The sequence below is a fragment of the Caulobacter segnis genome (genome assembly GCF_031454995.1).
GTDB classification, from domain to species: Bacteria; Pseudomonadota; Alphaproteobacteria; order Caulobacterales; family Caulobacteraceae; genus Caulobacter; species Caulobacter segnis_E.
The window spans coordinates 13667-36712 of sequence record NZ_JAVDRV010000007.1; the positions used below are offsets into that span (position 1 = coordinate 13667).

A 23046-nucleotide genomic window follows, 5' to 3' on the forward strand; every position below is an offset into this window, starting at 1 on the left:
GCATGACCCTCTACGAACGCACCGTTGATTTGGGCCTTCGGGCTTACAAGTTGACGCTGTCGCCACTCATCGGACGGCAGTGCCGCTTTACGCCGAGTTGTTCGGAGTACACGGCCGCCGCCCTCAAGGATCATGGCCCGCTGAAGGGCTCGTGGTTGGGCTTGCGACGGATTTGCCGATGCAATCCGTTTGGTGGATCGGGCTATGACCCGCCTCCGCCGCGACACCAGCCACGTAAGTGGAAATGTGAAGTATGATCGATCTGGTTTTCCCTGACGGCTCGTCTCGACAGTATCCGGACGGCTCGACGGGGCGCGACGTGGCCGCCGCCATCTCCAAATCGCTGGAAAAGAAGGCCCTGCTGATCAAGCTGGACGGCCAGCTGCTGGACCTCGACCGACCGCTAACGCCCGACCTGCTGGCCGGCGAGCGCAGGTTCGAGATCCTGACGCGCGAGGCGCCCGAGGCGCTCGACACCATCCGCCACGACACGGCCCACGTGCTGGCCGAGGCGGTGCAGGAGCTGTTTCCCGGCACCCAGGTGACGATCGGCCCGAACGTCGAGGACGGCTTCTATTACGACTTCGCCCGCGACGAGCCGTTCAGCCTGGACGATCTGGAAAAGATCGAAAAGCGCATGAAGGAGATCGTCGATCGCGACGAGAAGATCACGCGCGAGGAAGTCGATCGCGAGGCGGCGATCGCCGACTTCGAGGCCATGGGCGAGCAGTACAAGGCCCAGATCATCCGCGACCTGCCGGCCAGCGACACGATCACGGTCTATCACCAAGGCAAGTGGAAGGACCTGTGCCGCGGGCCGCACCTGCCTTCGACCAAGCACGTCGGCAAGGCGTTCAAGCTGACCAAGCTGGCCGGCGCCTACTGGCGCGGCGATCAGAACAACGCTCAGCTGCAGCGCATCTATGGCACGGCCTGGGCCTCGGAGGCCGATCTCGAGGCCTATCTGAAGCGCGTCGAGGAAGCCGAGAAGCGTGATCACCGTAAGCTCGGCAAGACCATGGACCTCTTCCATATCCAGGAAGAGGGCAAGGGCATGGTGTTCTGGCATCCGAAGGGTTGGGCCCTTTATCGCGTGCTGGAAGACTACATGCGCCGTCGCCTCGACGCGGCCGGCTACAAGGAAGTGAAGACGCCGCAGATCCTCGACAAGAGCCTGTGGGAGAAGTCGGGCCACGCCGAGAAGTTCGGCCACGCCATGTTCATGTGCGAGAGCGCGGAGGGCGAGGTCCTGGCGGTCAAGCCGATGAACTGCCCCGGCCACATCCAGATCTTCAACGTCGGCCAGAAATCGTATCGCGAGCTGCCGTTGCGCATGGCCGAGTTCGGCGCCTGCCACCGCTACGAGCCCTCGGGCGCGATGCACGGCATCATGCGGGTGCGCGCCTTCACCCAGGACGACGCCCACATCTTCTGCCGCGAGGAGCAGGTCACCGAGGAGAGCGCCAGGTTCATCGAGCTGTTGCGCTCGGTCTACAACGACCTGGGAATGACGCTGGCGGACACCAAGTTCTCGACGCGTCCCGATCTGCGCGCGGGTTCCGACGATGTCTGGGACAAGGCCGAGTCGGCCCTGGCGGCGGCGGCCGAGGCGGCGGGCGAGACCCTGACGCTGCAGCCCGGCGAGGGCGCGTTCTACGGTCCGAAGCTGGAATTCTCGCTGAAGGACGCCATCGGCCGCGTCTGGCAGTGCGGCACCCTGCAACTTGATTTCGTTTTGCCGGAACGATTGGACGCCGAATACGTTTCGGAAGATGGTTCGAAGAAGCGTCCTGTTATGCTTCACCGTGCGATTCTGGGGTCATTCGAACGTTTCATTGGCATCCTGTTGGAGAACTTCGCGGGCGCTCTGCCTGTGTGGCTGGCGCCGACTCAGGTCGTCGTGGCTACAATCACCTCCGACGCCGACGGCTATGCTCGCGAGGTCGTGGAAAGTTTGACAAAACTAGGTATGCGCGCGGAGCTGGACCTGCGGAATGAAAAGATCAACTATAAGATTCGCGAGCATAGCCTCGCCAAGGTGCCAGTGATCGCGGTGGTCGGACGTAAGGAAGCGGAGACGAGACAGCTGGCCCTGCGCCGCCTGGGCGGCGAGGGGCAGAGCGTGCTCTCGCTTGAAGAGGCCATCGCCGTGCTGACCGCCGACGCCACCCCGCCCGACGTGGCGCGAGCCCGCGCCGCCCGAGCCGTTCCGGAGGCGGTGAACGCCTGATGAATAGCATTCTCCCGTCCGTCTCGACCCTGACCGCCGGCGCCCGTCCGGCTCGCCCGAACGTGTCGGTGATCATGGTCGTGTACCGGACGGGGGAGGCGCTGGCCGAGAGCATCAAGCACGTTCTGGCCGAGCCTCTGGTCGACGAGTTCGTGATCGTGGACAACGGCTCCTCCTCGCCCGAACGCGACCTGCTTCGGTCGTTGGCCCTGACCGAACCCCGCGTGGTCCTCAAGCAGGGCCACGGCAACATCGGCTTCGCCCGCGGCGCGAACCTGGGCGCCCAGAGCTCGGGCGGCGAGCATATCGTTTTCCTCAATCCCGACGCCAATCTGCAGCCCGGCTGCGTGGGCGCTCTGGTCACGGCGTTCAAAGGCCAACCGACCCCGACCATCGTCGGCGCGCGGGTGCTGAACACCGACGGCTCGGAGCAGAGAGGCGGCCGCCGCGGCGATGTCACGCCGATCAGCACCGTGCTCAGCTTTGGCCAGCTGACCCGTCGCTATCCGCGGTTGGCGGCCTTCGAGATACATCGCGAACACGAGCCGCTGCCGTCCGGTCCAGCGCCGATGCCGACCATCTCCGGCGCTTGCTTCGCCATGCGCCGCCGCGACTTCGAGGCCCTGAACGGCTTCGACGAGGCCTATTTCCTGCACGTCGAGGACATCGACCTGTGCTGGCGCGCCCGTCGCGCCGGCGGCCAGGTGCTGTTCCAGCCCAAGGCGCAGGTCGTGCACCTTGGCCACACCAGCCTTGAGCACCCGGTGAAGGTCGAGTTCCACAAAGGCGTGGGTCTGACGCGCTACTTCATCAAGCGCGCCGACAGCCTGCAGCTCTTCGCGGCCGCCGTGCTGCTGGCCCCGGCCATCATGTTGATGTCGGTTTTCCGCCCGCTGCTGTGGAAAATGACCGGCCGACCGATCTAGGCGCGCCGCGCCAGGGCGGAACGTTGTCTCGCGACGCCACCTTGGGTATAGGGAGGCATGGTTCGCATACCGCCGTTCTTCGCGCTTCGCGCCCTAGAGGCGGCCGCCCGACATCGTAGCTACACCCGCGCTGGCGAAGAGCTTTCCGTCACGCATGGGGCGATCAGCCAACAGATCCGCCGGCTTGAAAGCGAACTGGGCGCGCGCCTGTTCGAGCGCCGCGGCGGACAGATGTCGCCCACGCCCGAGGCGCTGCGCCTTGCCCAGGAAATCGGCCGTCATGTCGATGGCTTGACGTCGGCGGTCACCGCCTTCGCGGCCGCCGCCGAGCGCGACCCGCTCGTTGTCAGCATCCATAACCATTTCGCCAGCCGCTGGCTGCCGTCACGTCTGCCGGCGTTGCTCGCCCACCCCGCTGGACTCAATCTGGCCATGCGCGTCGAAAACCGCGTGGCCGATTTCGTGACGGACGGCGTGGACGTCGCCATACGGTACGGCAAAGGCGATTGGCCCGGCCTTGAGCAACGGCTGCTGTTCATGGAGACCTTGGCCCCGGTCTGCAGCCCCACGTTTCTATCGCGGCATCGCATCGACGTCGCGGCGGACCTGCTGAGTGTCCCTCTGATCCACCACACCCATCGACCGTGGTCGTTGTGGTTTCCTCGTCTTGGCCTGTCGGCGCCGCCTCAGACCGGCATGGTGTTCGAAGACTCGATGATGCTGCTCGACGCGGCGGCGCGGGGCCTGGGCGTCGCTTTGGCCCGCGACACGGTCGCGGCCCCTGACCTGATCTCCGGGCGTCTGGTTCGCCCGCTAAACGACCTGGCGCCGTCCGAGCGCGGCTTTTGGGTCGTGTGGCGGCGCGAGACGCGCAAGGCGCGCCGGATCGAAGCCCTCGCCGATTGGCTGGCGCTCCAGGCGGGTCAGAGCGCGCGCGCCTTCGACGGGCCCCGGACGACCCGCCTGGACGCCGCGCCGTCCACTGTTAGGACGGCTCACAGTCGCTGAGAAAATCTATCGTTCGAACTCGACCCTGAGATCGCTTATCAAATCGCTGTCGTTCGCAGGAATTGTGCAGCGTTTACAGATGCTTGAATATATTTTTCGTCCCGCTTCAAGGGTTCGGGGCGACCGATCCCCTACGCTGATCGGGCGCCCTCCGTACGCGCCCGCCGACCCCGCGATCAAACCCCGGCGCGGCTGAAGAGCCGCCCACGGCGGGGAGGACCGCCGCGGTCTCGTCAGGCCGCGCGCCGTTCGCCTTACGCTTTTTCAAAACCAACCCAGCCGTCGCGTCGACGGCGATACAAGCCAATCTGGAGGGCTTCAGGTGCGTCGATATTTGGTCAAATCCGAGAAACCGAACCTGTCCCTGTCGTGGAGGGACATCGGTACGATCATCGCCATCGCGACGATCGCCGGTTTTTTTCTCTTGGCGCTTTTGGGCGGCATAAGCCCCCAAGCGATGGCGGCGACATCGATGAAGCCATCAGGCAACTCCCTCGCTGCGGCGGTTCGCGAAACCAACGCGCGATTTAAAGACGTCTCGGCGGCCGTCGCGGAGGGCTATTCGCCCATCCCCTGCACCAGCGGCGTCGATGGCGGCGCGATGGGGGTCCACTATGTCAACGCCAAGTACCTGGAGGACGAAACGCCCGACATCGCCCGCCCCCAAGCGGTGATGTACGAGCCGACCGCGAACGGGAAGATGGAGCTGGTGGCGGTCGAATACATCAGCTTCAAGGGCCCAGCGTCGCTGAAGGGGCAACTGTTCAGCTTCACCGGGGCGCCGAACCGCTATGGCCTGAAGCCATTCTACGAGCTGCATGTCTGGGCGTGGCGGCCTAATCCGAAAGGGGTCTTCGCCGACATGAACCCCAACGTGACGTGCGAACACGCGCACATGCGTTAGCGGTTCCTGGCCCGGGTGTTTGCTGATCGGCGAGCACCCCGGGTCAGCCGAACCGATTTCAATTGGATCCCGGCCCAGGTCCGGGATGCCGCCCACGGCGTCACATGGGTCCGATGGTCTCGAACCGCATTCCGTCTGGTCCCTCGATCAAGGTCGGGGCCTTCAGGGTCTTGGGCGGCAGCATCGCCCGATAGCGCTCGTAGATCGCCCTCGCGTCGCGGCCGGGCCGGGCGGTCAGGCAGAGATCGTACTCGCCCTCCTTGCCCCAGGGCTTGCGTTCGGCGCGGGCCACGTCGCGATCGGTCTTCACGCTCGCGGCGACCCGGTCCGACAGGTCCCGGTCGATCCCCGCGCCATAGCTGGCGAACTTGATCGTCACGTCGCAGCGCGCCGCGCCCCCGGGGGAGGCTTCGGGCGTCGCGGCCGCCGCGCAAGCGCTCAAGGAGAGGGCGAGCAGGGCGGCTAGGCGTGTCATGCGGGGAACCCTCCGGCGCGGGCGAGGGACGAGGCGGGAGCCTTGCCCAGGCGGTCGCTGATCTCGCGGCCGATGGCGATCAGGGCCGCCAGGTCATAACCGGTCTCGAACCCGGCGCGTTCCAGCATGTAGACGAGGTCCTCGGTCCCGATATTGCCGGTCGCCGCTGGCGCGAACGGACAGCCGCCCAGGCCGCCGACCGAGGCGTCCAGCACGTCGACGCCGGCCTCGACGCTGGCGTAGGCGTTGGCCAGGCCGGTGTTGCGGGTGTCGTGGAAATGCATGCGCAGGCGCGCGTCCGGCGCGGCGGCGCGGACCGCCTCGATCCGCTTGCGCACGGTCCAGGGATCGGCGACGCCGATCGTGTCGGCGATGGCGATCTCGGCCACGCCCAGGGCGGCCGCCTCGCGCGCGATGGCCACGACCTGGTCCTGGCTGACTTCGCCGTCGAACGGGCAGCCGAAGGCGACCGAGATCGTGGCCGTGATCGGAGGCCCGCCATCGGCGGCGCGGCGCTCGACGATGGTCGCCAGGGTGTCGATCTGCTGGGCCACCGTGGCGCCCTGGTTGCGAACCCCGAAGCCGTCCGAGGCGCAGACCACGACATTGGCCTCGTCGCAGCCGGTCGAGACGCAGCGCTCCCAGCCCCGAAGGTTCAGGACAAGGCCGATGCGCGAACGGTTCGGATCCGTGGGCAGCGCGGCCATGATGTCCTCGGCGCCCGCCATCTGCGGCACGCGGGCGGGGTTCACGAACGAGACAACCTCGGTCCGCCGCGCGCCGGCGGCCTCCAGCTTGCCGATCAGGTCCAGCTTCTCGGCGACCGACAGCGAGACCTTCTCGTTCTGCAGGCCGTCGCGCGGCCCGACCTCGACGATTTCGATGAAGCGGCTCATCGCGGAGACTCTCCGGCGGGGGCGGTGGGTTCGACGGCGTCGTCGGCGGGCGCCAGGGGCTCGCCGCGATAGATGGCGAGGCGTTCGCGGTCGCCGTCGGAATAGTTCAGGCCCTCCACCGTCGTGACCGGGCGCGGGGCGAGGCCCAGTTCGGCCATGGCGGCGCGGAAGGGCTTTTCCTCGCGCCCCTCGACGATGGCGGGGCGGCCTTCGGCGATGGCGTTCGCCGCGCCTTCGCCGTCGGTCAGCTGGGTGGTCGTGCCCAGCTGGAAGATCAGGCTGGGCTCGGCGTATCCGGTCACCGCCACCGGGCCGGGCGCGCCGGAGCGCGGCGAGAGCCGGGCCTGGTTCAGGGCCTGGGCGAGGTCGCGCGACAGGAACAGGGGCTCGAGACGCGGGATCAGACCAGCGGTCAGGGCGATGTGGGCGGCGATCCCCAGCGCGCCGGCGACGAACAGCGCTCGCGCCGCGTGCCGACGCGCCACGAACACCGCGCCGGCGGTCCCGGCGGCGATGGCGAACCCCGCCGCCACGAGGGTCCAGCCCAGGTCATGGACGGTTCCGAACTCCTTCTGGCCGTAGACGGCGACCGCGGCGAGCAAGGCGCCCATCAGCACCGACAAGCCCCCGCCAAGCCAGCGGACGATCCGGCCCAGCGGCTCGCGCACCGCCGCGGCCATCAGCATGGCCAGCGCGCCATAGGCGGGGAGAGCGTAATGGACCAGCTTGGTCGGCAGAAGCTCGAACATCAGCCAGGTGGGGACCAGCCAGCAGACCGCGAAACGCACGCCGGGGTCCTTGCGGCGCGTCCAGGCGATGGCGAGGGCGGCGGGCAACAGGACGGTCGCCGGGAACGACAGCAGCGGCGAGAGCAGGGCGTGGTAGCCGAACGGCCCCGCGTGTCCCTCCTGCCCGCCGGCCATCTTGGGCGCCAGGTCGCCGCCGATCGCGGTGCCCCAGAAGGCCCCGTCGGTGGCCACGGTGATCATCATCGCCCACGGCAGGACGATGGCGGCGAACAGGATCGCGCCCCATGTCCAGCCCAGGTCCTTCATCCAGCGCGCCTTGCGGTCCCAGATCGCGAGCGCCGCCAGCGCCAGGAACACCGTCAGCGGCCCGATCGGCCCCTTGATCAGCGCGGCGACGGACAGACCGATCCAGAAGGCGAACTTGGCCAGTTTGCCCGCCGACTCTCCCTTCAGCTGGGCCGCGTAGATGCGGGCCAGCGCGCCCATGGCCAGGGTCGTGGTCCCGCACAGGGCCGCGTCGGTCTTGGCGATGAACGCTTCCGACGAGAGCAGGAAGGTCGCGCCGAGGATCGAGCCGGCGATCAGGCCTGAGCGCGGGTCGAGCAGCGCCGCGGCGCCCCAGGCGCAGGCCGCGGCCGCCAGCATGGCGCCGAGCAGTGACGGGATCCGATAGGCCCAGATCTGGCGGTCCTCGCCGTCGGAGAAGGTCTTGACGGCGACCGCCTGCAGCCAGTGGATGCCGACCGGTTTCTTGAAGCGCGGCTGGTCTTGGAACTTGATGACGACATAGTCGCCGCTTTCCAGCATCTGCGAGGTGGCCTGGGCGAAGCGCGACTCGTCGCGGTCCAGCGGCGGCATGGCGAAGAGGCCGGGCAGGCCCGCGATCAGGGCGACCAATGCGGCGAACAGAGGGCCGCGCCACCCTCGGCTCCAGTCATCCAGGCGAGATTCAAGCGTCATGGGATGTCGTTTAGCACGATCTTTTCCGAAACAACTTTTGCTGTATGAGGAGGCGATGAACGCCACCGTCTCGCCGACGCCCGATTTCTCCGTCGTCGTCCCCGTCTTCGACGAGGGCGAGGCCGCCCCGAAACTGGCGCGCGAGATCGCGGCCGCCTTCGCGGGCGAAAGCTACGAGATGATCTTCGTCGACGACGCCAGCCGCGACGACACCAAGGCGCGGCTGATCGCGCTGAAGGCCGAGATCCCGCAGCTGCGCGTACTGGGCCATCGCCAGAACTCGGGGCAGAGCCGCGCCGTGCGCAGCGGCGTCCTGGCCGCGCGCGGTCCGATCGTCATCACCCTGGACGGCGACGGACAGAATGATCCGGCCGACGCGCCGCGCCTGGCCAAGGCGCTGGCGGCGGGCCCCCAGACGCTGGCCCTGGTTGGCGGCGAGCGGGTGAAGCGCCAGGACAGCAACGCCAAGCGCTTCGCCTCCAAGTTCGGCAATGGCGTGCGCAAGCGGCTCTTGAAGGACACGGCCAACGACACCGGCTGCGGCCTGAAGGCCTTCCGCCGCGAGGCCTTCCTGCGCCTGCCTTACTTCGATCACATCCACCGCTACATCCCGGCGCTGATGCTGCGCGAGGGCTATGAGGTCGCGTTCCAGCCGGTCAATCACCGGCATCGCGAGAGCGGTGTGTCGAAGTACACGAACCTTGGCCGCCTCAAGGCCTCGATCTCGGACCTGTTGGGCGTGATGTGGCTGCAGTCGCGGGCCCGCAATCCCAAGGGCGTCGACGAGGCCTGAAGGTCGAGACCTGAGTCGAAAGGTCGCGCCGGCTTCACCGCGCGGCCAAATCTCGCTAGGCCTTAACCACGGCGACGGTGTTCTGGACCCGCCGAAGGGGGAAGTTCGATGTTCGCCGCGGTTCCGCTGCTGGCCCTGCCGGTCCTGGTCTACAACCTGATCGTCCTGACCCTGCCCGGCGGCTTCAAGGCCGCCGACGCTAGCCTGCGCTTGACGCAGCCGCTGTTCAGCATCCGCATGACCTCCGGCGCGGGCTGGGCCGTCAGCATGGCCGACCTCTTGCTGGCCGCCTCGCTGGTCGTGCTGTTCGTGGAGCTGCTGAAATCGGCCAACAGCAAGCGACTGGCCATCGTCAACCACTCGCTGTCGATGGTGCTGTTCATCGTCTGCCTGGTCGAGTTCCTGCTGCTGCCCGCCTTCGCGACCTCGACCTTCTTCCTGCTGGCGCTGATGGTCCTGCTGGATGTGCTGGCCGGCTTCATCGTCACCATCGTCGCCGCCCGCCGGGACGTCGATTTCGGCGAGTAGGTCCAGGCCTCAGGCGATCCGCAGGCCCATCACCGACAGCCGCCGCTCGACGGGCGAGCCCAGGACGTTGGGCGATCCGTGGTCGCCATGCCACCAGGCGTCGTAGCCCAGGGACTTCAGCAGCGCCAAGGACGCCTCTCCGACGGCGTCGCGCTGGCACTCCATGTAGATCAGCGGCCGGTGAGCCTTGATCGTCTCGGTCGCCCCCCGCAGCACGTCGATCTCCATGCCCTCGACATCGATCTTGATCAGATGGCACGCGGGCAGCTTCAGGCTGTCGAGCGTGATCATCTCGACCTCCTCGCCGGGCTCGTCATCCAGGTAGGTCAGGGTCTTGGCGCGCTGACGGTCCGGCGCCAGGCTCAGCATGCCGAAATTGCTGGGCGCCTCGTAGCTGACGCTCGGCACGCGCATGCTGCCCTTCTCGGCGCCCACCAGCTTCATGTGGCTGTGGACGTTGGTCCAACTGTTCATCGCGACGCTCGCGACCATGGCTTGGTACATGATCCGCTGCGGCTCGAAGGCGTGCACCCGGCCCGTGGGGCCCACGAAGTTGCAGAAGGCCAGGGTGTGCGATCCCATGTTGGCGCCGACGTCCAGAACGGTCTGGCCCGGCGCGACCAACCGCGCCAGCAGATCGGTCTCCTCGGGCGACCAGGCCCCGGTCTCGCGAATGCCGGCGGAAATATAGATGTCGTTGGTGTTCAGCAGCATGGGGCCGAACCGCGAGGGGATGGTTTCGTTGAACGTGGGCCTGGGCGGCGGCCCGTCCGGCGCCGGCGGCTCGGCCTCGAGTGGCGCGATGGCGAGGTCGGCCGCGCCTAGGGCCCGGGCGCCGGGACGCCTGGCCCACGCCCGCCACAAGGCCACGCCGGCGGCCATCGGCGCCGCGGGCCACGGCGAAGGCCCCGCCGCCAGCCGGATGTCGGCCAGGAAACCCTCCGCCCCCTCGCACCGCCGCGCGACGATCAACTCCTGGCCGATCTGGTTCCACAGCAAGCCGTCCTGGACGATCAGCGACACGCCTTGCTCCGGCGTGGGCAGAAGAGGGGCCGGGTCGGCTCGGAACACGGTGCGCGGGTGCGCCAGGATCACGTCGCCGCCCGCCGCCTCGGCGAAGGCCGCCAGGGTGCGAAGACGGATCACGCCGAAGCGCTCGGGCAGGCTGGAAATCCGATCGCTCAGCAGCGTCTCGGTCGACACGCTGACGGACGCGGGACGGGCGCTGGCCATGGCCCGGGCGGTCTCGACCACCGGTGACGAAGCGTTGCACAGGTGTAGGTGGACGTTCCAATCAGGTCCGGAGACCTCCAGCGATGCGGCCAGTCTCAGAGCCGCCTCGGCCTCGCGGTCGCCCAGGGCGACGCTCAGCACGGTCCGAGCGGCCTCTAGCGGGGCGATGTCGAAGGCCTCCGGCGTGGCCAGGCTCGGGTCGGGCGCGGGCTCCGGCCATTCGACGGGGCGGCCCAGCCGTTCCAGCGCGGCCGCCAGGCAAAGCTCGGCCTCGCCATCCGGCGAGGCCTCCAGCCTGATCGCCTCCCGGCAGGCGTGGACGCAGCCTTCGTGGTCGCCGCTTTCCAGGCGGAGGATGGCGATGGCCAGCCAAGAGGGCGCGTGCGTGGGGTCGCGGATCAAGCCGGCCAGGAAGCAGTTTGCGGCGGCGCCCAGGTCACTGCTGAACCTCAGGATCATGACGCCGCAGTTGTAGTGATGCTCGACGACCTCGGGCCACCGGTCGCGAGCCTCTTTCAGCGCTTCGGAAGCCCCGTCCACGTCGCCCAGCATGGCCGATGACAGGCCGAGGTTGGAAAGGGTGATGCCGCGATCGCCCTCGGTTCCGAACGCCTGGCGCGCGACCTCGGCGATCGACGCCATCCGCCGGTAGCGTTGGAAGCGGAAGTCACGCGAGGCCTGCATCAGGCACTGGACATGGACGGGATCGACGGTGTCGGGGAGGTTGAACGGCGGCAGCTGAATCCAGTCCAGCTTCGACCTTAGGTAAGCCACATCCATGCCGACACGCTCAGAATCGATCATGGGTTGATCTTAGGCGAGGTTGACCGTCATGCCAGGGGGCTGGACCTACTCCGGAAACCCGCCGGTCTGCCGAAGCGCCTCGCCCAAGGCCATGGCGGCGGTGGTCGCGAGGTTCATCGAGCGTGTCTCGGGGCGGATCGGGATGACGATGCGGCCCTGGACGGCGGCGTGAACCTCTTCCGGGGCGCCGCGACTCTCGTTGCCGAACAGCAGGGTGTCGCCGGGTTCGAACGAGAACCTGTGAAACGGTGTCGCACCTCGGGTGGTGAACAGCAGCAGCCGCCCGTCAACGCGCTCCGGCGCCTTAAGGAATGTCTCCCAGCTGTCGTGCCGCTGGAGGTGAGCCAGAGGGCCGTAGTCGAGGGCCGCGCGCTTTAAACTCTTGTCGTCCAAAGGGAAACTGCATGGCTCGATCACGTCGAGACCGACGCCGAAGCACGCTGAAAGGCGAATGGCCGCCCCGACGTTTTGGGGAATGCCTGGTTGAAAAAGTGCGAGGCGCATAATAAGCGAACCAACCACAAGGGCAGCAGGGGCTTTGCCACGGATCGAAAGGACTTGCGGACTTCGCCCGCGCGTCCGATACGACGAAAAGACCGCTGCCTTGTGGCGGAGATCCGCTTGCGGGTCGAGCAAGATATGGCGTCGTACGACGCTTCTCCAAGCCTGCCGCGCCGCGGTGGGAGGAAAAAAGGGGTGACTAGGTGGCCGACACCGCCGTGGGCGCAACGACCGAGCCGGAACACGGGAGCGATCCCTCCCGGCGCGACTTCATTCACATCGCCGCGATCGCGGCCGCCGCCGGCGGCGCCGCGACCCTGGTCTGGCCGTTCATCGACCAGATGAACCCGTCCGCCGATACGCGGGCCCTGGCCTCGACCGAGTTCGACCTGACCAAGGTCGCCGAGGGTCAGCAGGTCACGATCAAGTGGCGCGGCAAGCCGCTCTTCGTGCGCAACCGCACCAAGGCCGAGATCGCCAAGGCCGTCGCCGACGATGGCGCGGCGATGAAGGATCCCGCCACCGACGCCTCGCGCGTGAAGCCGGGCAAGTCCCAGTGGCTGATCGTCGGTGGCAACTGCACCCACCTCGGCTGCGTGCCGACCTTCGGCGGCGGCGAGTACGGCGGCTGGTTCTGCCCGTGCCACGGCTCGGTCTACGACACCTCGGGTCGTATCCGTAAGGGCCCCGCGCCCACGAACCTGGTGGTTCCGGAGTACGCCTTCCTCACCGACACCAAGGTCAAGATCGGCTAAGCGAGATGAGCGGACATTCGACCTATCAACCCAAGACCGGTTTCGAGCGCTGGCTCGACGCCCGTCTGCCGATCGTGCGTCTGGGCTACGACTCGTTCGTCGACTATCCCACGCCGCGCAACCTGAACTACTGGTGGACCTTCGGCGGCATCCTGTCGCTGTGCCTGGCCTCCCAGTTGATCACCGGCATCATCCTGGTGATGCACTACACGCCCAGCGCCGCCGGCGCCTTCGCGTCGGTCGAGCACATCATGCGCGATGTGAACTACGGCTGGCTGATCCGCTACATGCACGCCAACGGCGCGTCGATGTTCTTCATCGCCGTCTACATCCACATGCTGCGCGGCCTGTACTACGGCTCCTACAAGGCGCCTCGCGAAGTGCTGTGGCTGCTGGGCTGCGTGATCTACCTGCTGATGATGGCCACGGCCTTCATGGGCTACGTCCTGCCCTGGGGTCAGATGTCGTTCCACGGCGCCGTCGTGATCACCAACCTGTTCGGCGCCCTGCCGCTGGTCGGCGAAAGCATCACCACCTGGCTGTGGGGCGGCTTCGCGGTCGACAACCCGACCCTGAACCGCTTCTTCTCGCTGCACTACCTGCTGCCCTTCATGATCGCGGGCGTCGTGATCCTGCACATCTGGGCGCTGCACGTGGTCGGCCAGAACAACCCGACCGGCGTCGAGCCGAAGTCGAAGGCCGACACCGTTCCCTTCACGCCGTACGCGACGGTGAAGGACGGCTTCGCGATGAGCGTCTTCCTGATCCTCTTCGCCTTCTTCGTCTTCTACATGCCCAACGCCCTGGGCCACGCCGACAACTACGTCGAGGCCAACCCGCTGGTGACGCCGTCGCACATCGTTCCGGAATGGTACTTCCTGCCGTTCTACGCGATCCTGCGCGCCGTGCCGGACAAGCTGATGGGCGTGCTGGCCATGTTCGGCGCCATCGCCTGCCTGTTCGCCCTGCCGTGGCTGGACACCTCGAAGGTGCGCTCGATGCGCTACCGCCCGACCGCGAAGATCTACTTCGTGTTCTTCCTGGTGGCCTGCTGCATCCTGGGCGTCTGCGGCGCCAAGCTGCCCGACGATCCGGTGATCCCGCACCTGACCACGTTCCAGCTGATGGGTTCGGACCTGAACAGCTTCGTGTGGCTCAGCCGCGTCGCCTCGCTCTACTACTTCGCTTTCTTCCTGGTCGTGCTGCCGGTCCTGGGTCTGGTCGAGAAGACCCTGCCCGTTCCGGACTCGATCGCCTCGCCGGCCCTGTCGGCCGACGCCAAGAAGGGTTGATCCCGATGCTCCGCAAACTCTCGGTTATCGCGGCGGCGGCGGGTCTCCTGGTCGCCGGCGCGGCCAGCCCGGCCCTCGCCAGCGGCGGCGCCCAGCACGCCAAGGACGTCCAATGGTCGTTCGAAGGCCCGTTCGGCAAGTTCGACCAGGCCCAGCTGCAGCGCGGCTTCAAGGTCTATCGCGAGGTCTGCTCGGCTTGCCACTCGCTGAAGCTGGTGGCGTTCCGCAACCTCGGCGACAAGGGCGGGCCCTTCTATAACGAGAAGTACCCGAACTCGAACGACAACCCGTGGGTCAAGGCGGTCGCCAAGGACTACGAGGTCGCCGACATCGACAGCGAGACCGGCGACGCCATCAAGCGTCCGGCCACCAGCGCCGACCGCTTCCCGTCGCCGTTCGCCAACGAAGCCGCGGCTCGCGCCAGCAACGGCGGCGCCCTGCCGCCGGACATGTCGCTGCTGGCCAAGGCGCGGGAGGCGGGTCCGGACTACATCTACTCGCTGGTCACCGGCTACGTGGATCCGCCGAAGGGCCTGACGGTCCCCACCGGCGGTCACTACAACCCGTACTTCCCGGGCGACCTGACCTCGGCCTGGCACGGCGATCACAAGTCCGTCCCGAAGGGCGGCTTCATCGCCATGGCCCCGCCGCTGAAGGCCGATCTGGTGACCTTCGACGACGGCACCAAGTCGACCCTGGACCAACAGGCCAAGGACGTCTCGGCCTTCCTGATGTGGGCCGCCGAGCCCAAGCTGGAAGAGCGCAAGCAGACCGGCTTCGCGGTGCTGATCTACCTCGTCCTGCTGAGCGGCCTGCTGTACGCCAGCTACAAGGCCGTGTGGCGCAACGAGTCGCACTAAGCGGCTGCGCGCACCTGAATATGGAAAGGCCCGGCCGAGACGCCGGGCCTTTTTCTTTTGGGGCTCGCGGATCTACGGCGCGACCGACAGGGTCCGCGCCTCGGCGTCGAGCCTGAGCCGATGACGAGCCCATAGGCCCGTTCCCAGGGTTCCGCTGATACCCTCGGGAAGATCGTCGGCCAGCGTGGCGGGGACATTCTCGGCCAGCACGCCGCCGATCGACAGCGCGCGCAGCTTGGCCGGCGCCTGGTGGCGCGCGGCCGGGTTCAGCTTACCTGTGGCGTTGGCGTCGCGGGTCGAGAGCCGGGTCATGGCCCTCGAGGCGGTGTCGATCGCGAAGGCGCCGTAGAAGGCGCGCGGGCCGTCGCTGACGCCGGCCGCCACCGTCGGCAGGCCTTCGATCATCGAGACCGGAAACACCACTTGCCGCCTCGGGCGCCAGGGCCGGTCGATGCGAAGCCAACAGCGGGCGAAGTCGATCTCGACGCTGTGGCCGGCCAGGACGTCCATGCCGATCACTCCGGCGACTGGGGTCACGAAGCCTGCGCCTCGGGCGTCCAGGTCGGCGACCTTCACCGACACCGCCGGCGCCTTCAGCCCAGCCACCTGGACCGAGGTGGTGATCTCGGGCTCTAGGATCCCCTCCATCTCCGCCTTGGTGTTGTGCAACAGGGTGCGCGGCGCCGAGAGGTCGATGACGTAATCCCCGGCCATGACCCCGATCACCGCCGGCGCCACCACCGCGCCGTTCTCGAACCAGCAGGATGTTTCGCCCGCCCGAGCTTGCCCCGCGCAGGCGAGGACCACGGCGAGCGCGACGGGCGGGATCACGGCTGGGGGGCGACGAGGCATGGCGCCAGCTTAGCTCAGGCATGACCTCCGCGCGATGGACTCGACATTCTTGGAGAACGCCGTTCATTCTTGGCCCGGGTAGGAGGGCGAGCATGGCCGGCGACGAGGCTTCTGATCGTGAAGCGGGCAAGCGGCTGGACGCGTTCGTCGACGCCGCCTTCGCTTTCGCGGTGTCGCTGCTCATCATCGCTAGCGCGGATCGGACGACCAGCATCGCCGCCCTGTGGGATGCTCTGGGCCGTATTCCGGCCTCGCTGGGCGCCTTCGCCCTGATCGTCATGTTCTGGCTGGCCTATCGCCAGTTCGGACGGCTCGTACCGCGTCGCGACACGCTGACGACCCTGAACGCCCTGGCGATCGTGTTCACTGTGCTGGTCTATGTCTTCCCGCTTCGCATGCTGGTCGAGTCCGGTTTCGTCTGGGCGTCGCGCGGCTGGCTGTCGGGCGCCGAGATGATCCGCACCCTGAGCGACCTCAGAGACCTTTTCCGGATCTACGGGGTCGGTTTCGCGGTCCTGGCGGGGCTGTTCGCTTCGCTCTACCTGCGGGCTCTGCGCCACCCCGATCGCCTGGGCGTCGCGCCCGCCGATCGGGCGGACGTCCGCGCAAGCTTCGAGATCTGGAGCCTTTCGGGCGGCGCGGGGCTGCTGTCCGCGGCCTTGACCTTCGGACCGATGGCCAAGGCGCCCTGGCTGCCAGGCATGGCCTATTGGCTGATCCCGCTGGCGATCGCCGTGCGCGAGCCGATAGGCCGTTGGCTCGCCCGCGAACCCGCGCCTGGAGGGGCCGCGTCATGATGTCGAAGTCATCGATCGCCTGCGCCGTGGTCTTTTGGGCCGGCGTCGCCAGCGCCCAGGTCCCGCCGGACGCCACCACCCGCCTGGCGGCTCAGGCCGAGGCCATGAAGAAGCTTTCTCGTCTGGACGGAGTCTGGCGCGGCCCGGCCTGGACGATCACGCCCGGCGGGCGTCGCGAGGTGATCCAGACCGAACGGATCGGGCCGATGCAGGACGGCGCGATCAAGGTGCTGGAAGGGCGCGGCTACAACCCCGACGGAACGCTCGGCTTCAACGCCTTTGGGGTGATTTCCTTCGAGCCCGATACGGGGGTCTACACGATGCGCTCGCACGCCATGGGCCGCGCCGGCGATTTCAAGCTGACCCCGACCCCCGACGGCTACGACTGGGAAATCCCATCGGGTCCGGCGACCATCCGCTACAGCGTGGTGATCCGAGACGGCGTCTGGCGCGAGGTCGGCGAGCGGGTGGTCGAGGGCCGCCCGCCGTTCAGGTTCTTCGAAATGACCCTCAACCGCGTTGGCGACAGCGCCTGGCCGGCGGCGGGCGCGATCCCGCCGAAATAGGGTAGGGCGCCAGACAGGCTCTAGGCCTCCCCCTTGCCGCCTCCAGACCGCTGGAACAGCTGGAAGGTCCGTAGGAGCGCCAGGTGCGCGCTGTCGGGGTGGTGGCCGTTGGGGGCGACGAAGGCGTGGCCGGCTTCGTAGAGATAGATCGGCAGGTCCGGATGAGTCTCGCGGATGGCCTCGACGTCGGCCAATGGGATCATCGAGTCGGTCTTGCCGAAGTGCAGGATGGTCGGCGTCTTGGGCGTCTCGTCCTTGTAGGCGGCGATGTCCCCGCCATAGAAGGCCGACACGGCGCTGAGGCCCTCGCAGCGGCAGGCGGCTAGCCAGGCCGTCGTGCCGCCATAGCAGAAGCCCATGGCGAACACGGGCCCCTCCAGGGCCTCGATCGCCGTTTGCACCCGCGGCAGGGCCGAGACGCCCCACCCGGTCAACCGGCCCATCTCCATGCGCGCGTCCAGGATCTCCGGCTGGGTGTCATGGTCGGGGAAGTCGGCGTCGGCCGCGTCGATCAGCGAAGGGGCGATCACCTCGTAGCCCTGCTCGGCCAGCCGACCCGACAGCTCGCGGATATGCGGGGTGACGCCCCAGATGGCGTGCAGCATGACGACGCCGCCGCGCCGAGCCTCCCGGGCCGGCTCATGCCAGGCGGAGAACGGCGCGCCGTCGCGGGTGGCCAGGGCGATGCGCTGTCCCATCACGCCGCTCCGTGTTCCGCGAAGAACTCGACCGTGCGCTGGCGGGCGAGTTCGGCGTCGGCCAGATCGGAGTCGGGCCGGCCGTCGTTGTTGAAGCCGTGGCCGCTGGCCGCGTAGACGTGGACCGGAACCTCCGGGTGCGCCGTCCAGATGGCGGCCTTCACCTCCTCGGCGGGAATGTGGGGGTCGGTGGCGCCCAGGTGGACGATCACAGGCGCCTTCAGGTCGAACTTGGCCATCCCCGCGACGCCGCCGCCATAGTAGCTGGCGGCCGCGGATAGACCCTCGCAGCGCGCCGCCGCCAGCCAGGCCATGGTCCCGCCGTAGCAGTAGCCGACCAGGAACACCGGGCCGCGATCCTTCAGAAAGTCGATGCAGGCCTGGATGTCGCCCATGGCGTTGTCGGGGCCGTTGGCCAGCGCCAGCTCCTTGCCACGCGCGAAACCGGCTTCGTCATGCAGGGCCGTGAAGCCTTTTTCGCCCCGGTCGAACATCGACGGCGCCAGCACCTCGAAGCCGCGCGCTGACCAGCGGGCGACGTCCTCGTGAACGTACTGGTCGAGGCCGAAGATCTCCTGGATCACGATCACCCCGCCCCTCCTGCTTTCTTGAGGGCGCGGGCCTTCCGGCTCGGCGTGCAGGGCGCTGAAGCCAAAGCCGTCGTGGGCGGCGGTCAGGGTGATGATCTTGGCCATACGCCTACTCCCGAATGAGAAACGGCCGGGGCGTCTCCGCTCCGGCCGCTGACATCTTGAACGCCTAGACGTTGAAGCGGAAGTGCATCACGTCGCCATCCTTGACGACGTACTCCTTGCCCTCGGCCCGCATCTTGCCGGCCTCCTTGGCGCCCGCCTCGCCGCCCAGCTTGATGAAGTCGTCGAAGGCGATGGTTTCGGCGCGGATGTAGCCCTTCTCGAAGTCGGTGTGGATGACGCCGGCCGCCTGCGGGCCGGTGTCGCCGACGTGGATGGTCCAGGCGCGGGCTTCCTTGGGACCGACGGTGAAGTAGGTCTGCAGGCCCAGCAGCGTGTAGGCCTCGCGGATCAGGCGGTTCAGGCCCGGCTCGGAGAGGCCCAGGGTCTCGAGGAACTCGGTGCGCTCCTCGGCGTCCAGCAGGGCGATCTCGCTCTCGATCTGGGCCGAGATGACCACGGCCTTGGCGTTGTCGCGGGCGGCGCGCTCGGCCACCAGGTCGCTGTACTTGTTGCCCTTGTCGGCGCTGGCTTCCTCGACGTTGCAGACATAGAGGGCCGGCAGCGAGGTCAGCAGCTGCAGCATGTGCCAGGCCTTCTCGTCCTCCTTGTCCACGGTCGCGGCGCGGGCGGGGCGGCCCTCGCGCAGCTGGGCCAGGGCCAGGTTGATCAGGCGCAGGGTGTTGGCGGCTTCCTTGTCGCCGCCCGTCTTGGCCTTCTTCTCGATGGCCGGCAGGCGCTTCTCCAGGCTTTCCAAGTCGGCCAGCATCAGCTCCATCTCGATGATCTCGAGATCGCTGAGCGGGTCGATGCGGCCTTCGACGTGGGTGATGTCGTCGTCCTCGAAGCAGCGGGCCACGAAGGCGATGGCGTCGCAGTCACGGATGTTGGCCAGGAACTGGTTGCCCAGGCCCTCGCCCTTGGACGCGCCGCGCACCAGGCCGGCGATGTCGACGAAGGTGATCCGGGCCGGGATGATCTCCTTGGAGCCCGAGATCTTGGCCAGAGCCTCCAGGCGCGGTTCGGGCACGGCCACGTCGCCGGTGTTGGGCTCGATGGTGCAGAACGGGTAGTTGGCCGCCTGGGCCGCCGCCGTCTGGGTCAGGGCGTTGAACAGGGTGGACTTGCCGACGTTGGGCAGGCCGACGATGGCGACTTTCAGGGCCATGGAACTCTCATGAATTTCGTTGGCGCGCGCTTAGCACGGATGGCCGCGAAAGGCGAACCGACGCGCCCCCCTTGCGCTAACCGCAACAAGATCTGATATCGATCGCCGAGTAAGGAGCCCGCCATGAGCGTTAGACCTGTCCTGAAGATCGTCAAAGGCCTGCCCGCCTCGGACGGCGCCGGCGTGCGCCTGACCCGCATGCTGGGCACCCCGGAAGCCCAGATGTTCGACCCGTTCCTGATGCTGGACTGTTTCGACAACGACCAGGCGTCGGACTACATGGGCGGCTTCCCCGACCACCCGCATCGCGGCTTCGAGACCGTGACCTACATGCTGGAAGGCCGGATGCGCCACAAGGACAACACCGGCCGCGAGGGCGTGATCGGGCCGGGCGGTATCCAGTGGATGCGGGCGGGCAAGGGCATCGTCCACTCCGAGATGCCCGAACAGGCCGAGGGCCGGATGCGCGGCTTCCAGCTGTGGGTGAACCTGCCCGCCAAGCTGAAGATGAGCGCGCCCGGCTACCAGGAGTTCGAGGCCGACAGCATCCCGGTCGAGGCTCGCGACGGCGGGGTCACGGTCAAGGTGATCTCCGGCGCGACCGACTCTGGCACGGCGGGCCCGATCGGCGGCGGCGCGGTCGACGCGCTGTACTTCGACGTCGTGTTGCCCGCGGGGACGGTGTTCGAGGAGCCGGTCGGCGACGACCGCAACGCCATGCTCGCCGTCTACGAGGGCCAGGTCCGCGTCGCCCATGACACGGTGGACGCGCTGTCGGGCGTGTTCCTCGGGCGGGGCGACACGGTCCGTGTCGAGGCGGTCACCGACTCTCGAGTGCTGCTGCTGGCCGGACGTCCGATCGGCGAGCCGGTCTTCTGGCACGGCCCGTTCGTGATGGACACGCGCGAGGGGCTCATGCGGGCGTTCGACGACTTCCAGCGCGGCCGCTTCTAGGTCCCGGCGGGCGGGGCGTCCTTCAGCACCTTCTGGACCACCGAGCCAAGCTGGCCTTCCGAGACAGGCTTGAACAACACCGCCGCGGGATGGTGGTTCTCGATCCGCTCCAGCGTCGCCGGCTCTCGCGAGCCGGTGATGAAGATGACCTTCGAGCCCACCTGCTGGCTGATGTCCTCCGAGGCCTGGATGCCGTCGCGTTCGCCCTGCAGCCGCACGTCCATCAGCACGATGTAGGGCTGGTGGGCGTGCGCCATCTCCAGCGCGCTGTCGGCGGTCGCGGCCGTGCCGCAGACCTCCAGGCCCATGTCCTCGACATAGATGCGCAGCGTCTCGGTGATGATGAACTCGTCGTCGACGATCAGGACGCGATTGGGGTGCAACATTATGCGGTTCTCGGCGCGGGAAGACGGGCTTCCCAGCAGACGCCCTTAGTCTGAATCGCTTCGATGCGCCCGCCGAGTTGTCGGACGAGCCCATCGACGATGGAAAGTCCGGATGTCCTCTGCTTCTGGAAGTCCTCGGGCAAGCCGACCCCGTTGTCGGCGACGCGCAGCAAGACCTCGCCATCTTCCGTCGCGCTCAAGCTCACGCTGATTTCGCCCGATTTCCCCGGAAAGGCGTGCTTCAGAGCGTTGGTGGCGAGTTCCGTCACCAGCAGGCCCAGCGGCGCGGCGAAGTCGAGATCGACGGCCAGCGGCGCCACGTCGAGGGCCAGGCCGACGTTCTCGGGCGCGTCGGCTCGCAGATGCGCGATCAGCTCCTTGAGGAAGGCCCCGACATCGAAGGTCTTGAGGTCCTTCGAGCCCATCAATTGGTGATGCACCAGTCCCAGGGCGAAGACCCGTTTGCGTATCTCTTCCATCGCGGCCTTGGCGGCGGGGTCGCCCAACTGGCGCGCGCGCATGAACAGAAGCCCGTCGACGACCTGGAGGTTGTTCTTCACCCGGTGATAGACCTCGCGCAGCAGCAGGTCCCGCTGCCCGAGCGCGGCGGTGCGTTCGGCCACCAACTGTTCGAGCCGCTCGTTGGCTTCCCTCAAGGCGCGCTTGGCCAGGCTCTGCTCGTTGATCTTCTCGACCACGGCCTGACGGGCGGCGATCAGCTCAAGCTCGTAGGCGCGGCGCTCGGGGGCCGAGAACAGCGCGCCATGGCGTCGATCCGGATTGTCCTGGTCGGGCGCCACGGTCAGCAGCACCGCGCGCGACCTGCCGTCGGCATGATCGAGTTCGAGGAAGATCTCCTCGGCCACGCCGTCCGTCAGCAAGGCGTGCTCGACCTTCAGCGCGTAGACGAACTGCGACGAGCGGGTGAGCAGGGTCCGCAGGGGGCGGCCGACGAGATCCTCGCGAGACAGGCCGACCATCTTGGCCATTCGCGCGTTCGCCGCCCGGATGATCATGTCGCCGTCGGTTTCGAAGAGGCCCACGGGGGCGGTCTCGGCCAGCCCCCTGTCGCCGCCGGTGTTCAAGAGGGCGTCTCCGCCAGGAAACGCTCGATCGCGTCGACCACCACGTCCGGGGCGCTGAGTTGGGGATAGTGCCCCCGCACGTTCATGATCTCGAGGCGGGCGCGGGGAATGTGATCGGCCAGGAAGCGCGCCGCGGCCAGCGGTACGACCACGTCGGCCTTGGCCTGGAGGATGGCCGCCGGGACCGTGCATTCGGAGAGTTCGGCGCGGTGATCGGACATGAACGTCGCCTCCGCGAAACGGCGCGTCAGCTCGGCGTTTTCCCGGCTGAAACTGAAGACCAGCTCCTGGGTCAGGGCGGGATTATCGGGCTGGTCCATCACCCTGGGCGCCAGCGCCCTGGCCCACCCCTGGAAATCCAGTTCCATCAGCCCCAGGAAGTCCTCCACGTCCTTGGGCTCGAAGCCGCCCTCGTACGCTCCGTCGTTCAGGTAGCGCGGCGAGGCGCCGATCATGATCAGCCTGCCGATCCGGTCGGTGCGCAGACTGGCCAGCAGGGAGATCATCCCCGAGACCGAATGGCCCGCCACGCTGACGTCCCGCAGGTCCAGCGCCTCCAGGATCTCCACCAGGTCGTCGGCGTAGCCCTCCAGACCTCGATAACGGTCCGGATCGTAGTGGGCGAAGTCCGAGGCGCCGGAGCCCATGTGGTCATAGAGGATCACGCGCCGCTTGGCGGAGAGTTCCGGGGCCATTTTCCCCCAGATCGTCTGGTCGGTGCCAAAGCCGTGCAGAAGGACGAGCGGCGGCTCGCCGGCGCCCATCTCGCTGAAGGCATGCGCCTTGAGCTTGGCCTCTTCGCGTTCGGAGGAGGCGTGACCTCGCCTGACGACTTCGTGCGACAAAGCGATCGACCTCCTCTCAAGTCGGCGCGAGAGCTTTCCCGTGCACTTTTTGGGCGAACAACAAGGGAAGTCAACGCGCGCGCCGACGC

General features: G+C 67.7%; 25 protein-coding genes. 13 read left to right on the forward strand and 12 right to left on the reverse strand.

Going from position 1 to position 23046, the window contains the following annotated elements; all coding sequences use genetic code 11:
* Nucleotides 1-2: 2 nt before the first annotated feature.
* The 5 genes from yidD (at nt 3) to J2728_RS18900 (ending at nt 5068) form a co-directional block, all read left to right on the forward strand.
* On the forward strand, nt 3-257 hold the full coding sequence (gene yidD, locus J2728_RS18880) for a membrane protein insertion efficiency factor YidD (RefSeq protein ID WP_310001638.1): 255 nt from the start codon (nt 3-5) through the stop codon (nt 255-257).
* Nucleotides 254-2230 (forward strand): threonine--tRNA ligase, encoded by a 1977-nt coding sequence (gene thrS, locus J2728_RS18885; RefSeq protein ID WP_310001640.1) that lies wholly within the window; start codon nt 254-256, stop codon nt 2228-2230. Before yidD ends, thrS begins: the two co-directional genes overlap by 4 nt.
* Entirely contained in the window at nt 2230-3156 is a 927-nt protein-coding gene (locus J2728_RS18890) for a glycosyltransferase family 2 protein (protein ID WP_310001641.1), read from the forward strand. Before thrS ends, J2728_RS18890 begins: the two co-directional genes overlap by 1 nt.
* 57 nt (nt 3157-3213) lie before the next feature.
* Nucleotides 3214-4164, forward strand: a complete 951-nt coding sequence (locus tag J2728_RS18895) for a LysR substrate-binding domain-containing protein (protein WP_310001643.1) — start codon at nt 3214-3216, stop codon at nt 4162-4164.
* Nucleotides 4165-4636: 472 nt separating this feature from the next.
* A complete protein-coding gene (locus tag J2728_RS18900) occupies nt 4637-5068 on the forward strand; it encodes a hypothetical protein (protein ID WP_310001644.1) in 432 nt (143 codons plus the stop codon).
* Nucleotides 5069-5168: 100 nt separating this feature from the next.
* Here the strand turns inward: J2728_RS18900 and J2728_RS18905 are convergent, their stop codons facing one another.
* Genes J2728_RS18905 through J2728_RS18915 form a run of 3 tightly spaced genes read right to left on the reverse strand, consistent with a single transcriptional unit; the run spans nt 5169 to nt 8148 of the window.
* Complete coding sequence (locus J2728_RS18905) at nt 5169-5543, reverse strand: hypothetical protein (protein WP_310001646.1); 375 nt, start codon at nt 5541-5543, stop codon at nt 5169-5171.
* The gene (locus J2728_RS18910) at nt 5540-6439 is read right to left on the reverse strand and encodes a hydroxymethylglutaryl-CoA lyase (protein WP_310001648.1); all 900 of its coding nucleotides are present in this window, start codon (nt 6437-6439) and stop codon (nt 5540-5542) included. Before J2728_RS18910 ends, J2728_RS18905 begins: the two co-directional genes overlap by 4 nt.
* Nucleotides 6436-8148 (reverse strand): ArnT family glycosyltransferase, encoded by a 1713-nt coding sequence (locus J2728_RS18915; protein ID WP_310001649.1) that lies wholly within the window; start codon nt 8146-8148, stop codon nt 6436-6438. The genes J2728_RS18910 and J2728_RS18915 overlap by 4 nt, the downstream gene beginning before the upstream one ends.
* Before the next feature lie 55 nt (nt 8149-8203).
* Between J2728_RS18915 and J2728_RS18920 the strand changes: the two genes are divergently transcribed.
* Both J2728_RS18920 and J2728_RS18925 read left to right on the forward strand, forming a co-directional pair.
* Nucleotides 8204-8941, forward strand: a complete 738-nt coding sequence (locus J2728_RS18920) for a glycosyltransferase family 2 protein (RefSeq protein WP_310001650.1) — start codon at nt 8204-8206, stop codon at nt 8939-8941.
* Between the two features lie 108 nt (nt 8942-9049).
* Complete coding sequence (locus tag J2728_RS18925; protein WP_310001651.1) at nt 9050-9469, forward strand: hypothetical protein; 420 nt, start codon at nt 9050-9052, stop codon at nt 9467-9469.
* A 9-nt stretch (nt 9470-9478) separates the two neighbouring features.
* On the opposite strand, the gene J2728_RS18930 is transcribed toward J2728_RS18925, so the two are convergent.
* Both J2728_RS18930 and J2728_RS18935 read right to left on the reverse strand, forming a co-directional pair.
* Nucleotides 9479-11506 (reverse strand): protein arginine N-methyltransferase, encoded by a 2028-nt coding sequence (locus tag J2728_RS18930; protein WP_310001653.1) that lies wholly within the window; start codon nt 11504-11506, stop codon nt 9479-9481.
* Between the two features lie 45 nt (nt 11507-11551).
* Nucleotides 11552-12010, reverse strand: a complete 459-nt coding sequence (locus J2728_RS18935; protein ID WP_310001914.1) for a tRNA (cytidine(34)-2'-O)-methyltransferase — start codon at nt 12008-12010, stop codon at nt 11552-11554.
* 200 nt (nt 12011-12210) lie between these two features.
* Here J2728_RS18935 and petA point away from each other — a divergent pair, with 200 nt between their 5' ends.
* Genes petA through J2728_RS18950 form a run of 3 tightly spaced genes read left to right on the forward strand, consistent with a single transcriptional unit; the run spans nt 12211 to nt 14914 of the window.
* On the forward strand, nt 12211-12762 hold the full coding sequence (gene petA / locus J2728_RS18940) for a ubiquinol-cytochrome c reductase iron-sulfur subunit (RefSeq protein ID WP_310001655.1): 552 nt from the start codon (nt 12211-12213) through the stop codon (nt 12760-12762).
* 5 nt (nt 12763-12767) lie between these two features.
* Nucleotides 12768-14054: a cytochrome b gene (locus J2728_RS18945; RefSeq protein WP_310001658.1), complete on the forward strand. Its 1287-nt coding sequence runs from the start codon at nt 12768-12770 to the stop codon at nt 14052-14054.
* Nucleotides 14055-14059: 5 nt separating this feature from the next.
* Nucleotides 14060-14914, forward strand: coding sequence for a cytochrome c1 (locus tag J2728_RS18950; RefSeq protein WP_310001660.1), 855 nt, complete (start codon nt 14060-14062; stop codon nt 14912-14914).
* Between the two features lie 72 nt (nt 14915-14986).
* Here the strand turns inward: J2728_RS18950 and J2728_RS18955 are convergent, their stop codons facing one another.
* A complete protein-coding gene (locus J2728_RS18955; RefSeq protein ID WP_310001662.1) occupies nt 14987-15766 on the reverse strand; it encodes a hypothetical protein in 780 nt (259 codons plus the stop codon).
* Nucleotides 15767-15858: 92 nt separating this feature from the next.
* Here J2728_RS18955 and J2728_RS18960 point away from each other — a divergent pair, with 92 nt between their 5' ends.
* Together J2728_RS18960 and J2728_RS18965 are read left to right on the forward strand one after the other, a co-directional pair.
* Nucleotides 15859-16563 carry a TMEM175 family protein gene (locus J2728_RS18960; RefSeq protein WP_310001665.1) on the forward strand — a complete coding sequence of 235 codons (705 nt, stop codon included), beginning with the start codon at nt 15859-15861 and terminating at the stop codon, nt 16561-16563.
* Nucleotides 16560-17129 (forward strand): DUF1579 domain-containing protein, encoded by a 570-nt coding sequence (locus J2728_RS18965; protein WP_310001667.1) that lies wholly within the window; start codon nt 16560-16562, stop codon nt 17127-17129. Before J2728_RS18960 ends, J2728_RS18965 begins: the two co-directional genes overlap by 4 nt.
* Nucleotides 17130-17149: 20 nt before the next feature.
* On the opposite strand, the gene J2728_RS18970 is transcribed toward J2728_RS18965, so the two are convergent.
* The 3 genes from J2728_RS18970 to ychF form a co-directional block, all read right to left on the reverse strand.
* Nucleotides 17150-17827, reverse strand: coding sequence for a dienelactone hydrolase family protein (locus J2728_RS18970; protein WP_310001669.1), 678 nt, complete (start codon nt 17825-17827; stop codon nt 17150-17152).
* Nucleotides 17827-18522, reverse strand: coding sequence for a dienelactone hydrolase family protein (locus tag J2728_RS18975; protein ID WP_310001671.1), 696 nt, complete (start codon nt 18520-18522; stop codon nt 17827-17829). Before J2728_RS18975 ends, J2728_RS18970 begins: the two co-directional genes overlap by 1 nt.
* 64 nt (nt 18523-18586) lie before the next feature.
* Nucleotides 18587-19687, reverse strand: coding sequence for a redox-regulated ATPase YchF (ychF, locus tag J2728_RS18980; RefSeq protein WP_310001673.1), 1101 nt, complete (start codon nt 19685-19687; stop codon nt 18587-18589).
* Between the two features lie 123 nt (nt 19688-19810).
* Here ychF and J2728_RS18985 point away from each other — a divergent pair, with 123 nt between their 5' ends.
* Entirely contained in the window at nt 19811-20641 is an 831-nt protein-coding gene (locus J2728_RS18985) for a pirin family protein (protein ID WP_310001674.1), read from the forward strand.
* On the opposite strand, the gene J2728_RS18990 is transcribed toward J2728_RS18985, so the two are convergent.
* From J2728_RS18990 to J2728_RS19000, 3 genes are read right to left on the reverse strand one after another with little or no spacing between them, the layout of a single operon-like run.
* Nucleotides 20638-21027: a response regulator gene (locus J2728_RS18990; protein WP_310001675.1), complete on the reverse strand. Its 390-nt coding sequence runs from the start codon at nt 21025-21027 to the stop codon at nt 20638-20640. The two genes, J2728_RS18985 and J2728_RS18990, sit on opposite strands and share 4 nt — an antisense overlap.
* Nucleotides 21027-22112: a sensor histidine kinase gene (locus J2728_RS18995; RefSeq protein WP_310001676.1), complete on the reverse strand. Its 1086-nt coding sequence runs from the start codon at nt 22110-22112 to the stop codon at nt 21027-21029. The genes J2728_RS18990 and J2728_RS18995 overlap by 1 nt, the downstream gene beginning before the upstream one ends.
* Nucleotides 22109-22957: an alpha/beta fold hydrolase gene (locus J2728_RS19000; RefSeq protein WP_310001677.1), complete on the reverse strand. Its 849-nt coding sequence runs from the start codon at nt 22955-22957 to the stop codon at nt 22109-22111. Before J2728_RS19000 ends, J2728_RS18995 begins: the two co-directional genes overlap by 4 nt.
* Nucleotides 22958-23046: the final 89 nt, after the last annotated feature.